Source organism: Microbacterium sp. Leaf351, assembly GCF_001423825.1.
GTDB classification, from domain to species: domain Bacteria; phylum Actinomycetota; class Actinomycetes; order Actinomycetales; family Microbacteriaceae; genus Microbacterium; species Microbacterium ginsengisoli.
Genome location: NZ_LMPK01000015.1, coordinates 3408 through 7052 on the forward strand (window position 1 = coordinate 3408; position 3645 = coordinate 7052).

The window sequence follows — 3645 nt, forward strand, 5'->3', positions numbered from 1 at the left end:
TGCCGAGCGGCACCCCGAGGTTGCGCGCCAGCAGGTTCCCGGTCCCCCGCGGCACGATGGCGAGCTCGGTGTCCGTACCCGCGAGCACCTCCGCGACAGCTCGAACGGTGCCGTCGCCGCCGGCGGCGATCACCAGCGTGCAGCCGTCGGCGAGCGCCGCGCGGGCGGGCCCCTGACCCGGGTCATCCGGAGTCGTCTCGAACCACGAGGCATCCGTCACACCGACCGCGGCGAGCGACTTCTCGAGCTGCTCGCGCTCGATCTTGCTGGGATTGAACACGATTCCGATGCGCGCGGGGGTCACACGCCCATTCTGTCTGGTCAAATCACCGACGGGAGGCGGATAATACGTGCCATGCCCCGCCCCGGATACTCGGCGATCTCCAGCTTTTCGCGCGTGCGCATCCTGCACCTGCTGCAGGAGAGCCCCCAGCGCACCATCAGCGACCTGTGCGAGATCACGGGCCTGCATCCGAACACGGTGCGCGAGCACGTGCAGCGGCTGATCGACGGCGGGTACGTCGTGCCCGAGGTCGAGAAGCGCACGACGCGCGGCCGCCCTCGCGTGCTCTACTCGGCCGCCGATGGCGTGCAGGACTGGAGCCCGATCGCCGCCCGCAAGGCGCGCGACGCTGCCGAGCGCGGCGACCTGATGCGGCGCGTCATGCCCTGGACCGACGATCACGCCCTCGAGAACGACGCCGTGCACCAGCTCGACGCGCTCGTGGAGGACCTCGGCGACGCCGGCTTCGACCCGGTCGTCGACCAGCACCAGCTCACCGTCGACCTGAGCCCGTGCCCACACTCGGGCTCGGAGAGCGGAAACCGCTCCGTGCTGTGCGCCGTGCACCTCAACCTCATGGACGGCGTCCTCGCGCAGGCACGGGGACCGCTGCGGGTCGAGGGCATGGCCCCGTCGTGCAACCCGCACGAGTGCGTCGTGCACCTGACCCGCTGAGGTCGGCGCACCCGCACGCGGCCGTCAGCCGCCGATCGCGTTCATCCCGCGCTGCGGCTGCACGAACCCGGGTTCGTCGATGCCGTGCGAACGCCGCTTTCCCGCGACGCACGCGCGCAGCACCTCGTCGATGTCTCCGACCGCGCCGCCGCGCAGCACGGGCACGAGGTCGTACTCCGACCGCGAGAACAGGCAGTTGCGCAGCTGACCGTCGGCGGTCAGTCGCAGTCGGTCGCACCCCGCGCAGAACGGCGCAGTCACGGAGGCGATGACCCCGACCGATGCCGGACCGCCTTCGAGCAGGAAGCGCTCAGCGGGGGCGTGCTCGCGCTCGCCCGCCGGCACGAGCCGCCAGCGCTCACCGAGCGCGGCGAGGATCTCCTCGCGGGTGACCAGCTGCGCGCGGTCCCACGTGTGCGAGACATCCAGAGGCATCTGCTCGATGAAACGCAGCTCAGCCCGGATCGAGAGCGCGAACTCCACCAGCTCGACCAGCTCGTCGTCGTTGACGCCCCGCATGGCGACGGCGTTCAGCTTCACCGGGGCGAGAGCGGATGCCGCCGCCCCCCGCACGCCCGCGAGCACCTCGTCGAGGCGGTCTCGACGAGTGAGGGCGGCGAAGCGATCGCGGCGAAGGGTGTCGAGCGAGATGTTGACGCGGGCAAGCCCGGCGTCGATGAGCTCGGGGAGACGCCGGTCGAGCCCGATGCCGTTCGTCGTCATCGCGACTTCGACCGGTCCCCCGGGCCCTTCGAGCACCGACAGGCGGGAGACGATCTCCGCGAGGTCGCGGCGCAGCAGCGGCTCCCCGCCCGTCAGGCGCAAGGTGTTCACGCCGGCGGCGACGGCCACCGTCGCCACCTGCACGATCTCGTCCACGGTGAGGATGCTCTCGCGCGCGAGCCACTCGTTGCCCTGTTCCGGCATGCAGTAGGTGCAGCGCAGCGAGCAGCGGTCGGTCAGGGAGATCCGCAGGTCGCTGTGCACCCGGCCGTGGGTGTCGACGAGCGGCGCGATCATGTCTCGAGGCTAATGCCGCGGCATCCACCCGGGACGCGATCGGCCCCGAGCGCGGGCCAAAGGATCAATTATTCACGGCGAAACTCCACGGGCCTCACGGGAGCAAGCTGGGAGACTCCTTAGTGAGCCGAGACACGGCTCCGCCGGCCACGCCGACGCGCTGTGCACCCTCTGTAGGAGGCGACTTTCCATGGATCTTCTCGATCCGCTCGCACTGGCCCGCTGGCAATTCGGGCTCACGACGCTCTACCACTTCCTCTTCGTTCCGCTGACGCTGGGCATGGGCCTGGTCGTCGCCATCTTCCAGACGACCTGGGTGCGCACCGGCAACGTGCGGTGGCTGCAGCTGACCCGACTGTTCGGAAGCCTGTTCCTCATCAACTTCGCGATGGGCGTCGTCACCGGCATCGTGCAGGAGTTCCAGTTCGGCATGAACTGGTCGGACTACTCGCGCTTCGTGGGCGACGTCTTCGGCGCCCCGCTCGCGTTCGAGGGTCTGCTCGCGTTCTTCCTCGAGGCGACGTTCCTCGGGCTCTGGATCTTCGGCTGGGACCGCCTGCCGAAGAAGCTGCACCTCGCGACGATCTGGATCGCGTGGGCGGGCGCCAGCATCTCGGCGTACATCATCCTCGCGGCCAACGCGTGGATGCAGAACCCGGTCGGCTACACGATGTCCGCCGACGGCAAGCGCGCCGAGATGACCGACTTCTTCGCAGTGGTCACCAACAGAGTGGCTCTCGCGACCTTCCCGCACACGATGTTCGCGTCGTTCATGTTCGCGGCCGGCGTCGTGATCGCCGTCGCCGCGTGGCACCTGTCGCGCAAGCAGCACATCGACATCATGCGTCCGGCACTGCGGTTCGGGCTCTGGTTCATGATCGCCTCGTTCGTCGGCGTGTTCATCGCGGGCGATCTGCTGGGCCTCCAGATGGTGGCGACCCAGCCCATGAAGATGGCCTCCGCCGAAGCGCTGTACAACACGGCCTGCGGGGCGAATGCCTCGTTCTCCATCTTCTCGCTCGGCACACCAGACGGCACCCAGGAGATCTGGTCGCTGCGCGTGCCGTACCTGCTCGCGTTCCTCTCCGAGCACGACTTCACAGCGTGCGTGCAGGGCATCAACGACCTGCAGGCCCAGTACACGACGCAGTGGGGCCCCGGCGACTACACGCCCACCATCTGGATCACCTACTGGTCGTTCCGCTGGATGATCGGCTTCGGCGGACTCGCGGCCGTGATCTCGGCTGTCGGCCTCTGGCTCACGCGCAAGAACGCGAAGCGGCCCGTCCCGACGTGGGCGTGGAAGGTCGCGATCTGGAGCGCGCCGCTGCCGCTATTCGGCAGCCTCGTCGGCTGGATCTTCACCGAGATGGGACGGCAGCCCTGGATCGTGTTCGGCCTGATGAGAACCGCGAACGGCGTCTCGCCCAATGTGCCGGGCTGGACGGTACTGATCTCGCTGATCGCCTTCACCGCGATCTATGCCGCGCTCGCGGTCGTCGAGTTCCGCCTCATCGTCAAGACCGCGAAGGCCGGCCCGTTCCCGATCCTCGGGGGCAAGTCCGGTGAGTTCGAGGGCGGCGAGAAGCGCGAGGCCGACGCCGACGACATCCACATCCCCACGACGGTCTACTGAGCGGAAAGGAACATCATCATGGACCTCTCAT

Annotated in this window: 4 protein-coding genes; 2 read left to right on the forward strand and 2 right to left on the reverse strand. The window is 68.7% G+C overall.

What is annotated here, in order from left to right; all coding sequences use genetic code 11:
• Positions 1–304: diacylglycerol/lipid kinase family protein (locus ASG00_RS17200; RefSeq protein WP_268771988.1), on the reverse strand; the 304-nt coding region annotated here is incomplete at its 3' end.
• Positions 305–355: 51 nt separating this feature from the next.
• Between ASG00_RS17200 and ASG00_RS05685 the strand changes: the two genes are divergently transcribed.
• A complete protein-coding gene (locus ASG00_RS05685; RefSeq protein ID WP_056207508.1) occupies positions 356–958 on the forward strand; it encodes a helix-turn-helix transcriptional regulator in 603 nt (200 codons plus the stop codon).
• Between the two features lie 24 nt (positions 959–982).
• On the opposite strand, the gene moaA is transcribed toward ASG00_RS05685, so the two are convergent.
• On the reverse strand, positions 983–1978 hold the full coding sequence (gene moaA / locus ASG00_RS05690) for a GTP 3',8-cyclase MoaA (protein WP_056207510.1): 996 nt from the start codon (positions 1976–1978) through the stop codon (positions 983–985).
• Between the two features lie 190 nt (positions 1979–2168).
• Here moaA and ASG00_RS05695 point away from each other — a divergent pair, with 190 nt between their 5' ends.
• Positions 2169–3614, forward strand: coding sequence for a cytochrome ubiquinol oxidase subunit I (locus tag ASG00_RS05695; RefSeq protein ID WP_056207512.1), 1446 nt, complete (start codon positions 2169–2171; stop codon positions 3612–3614).
• The last annotated feature ends 31 nt before the right edge of the window (positions 3615–3645 follow it).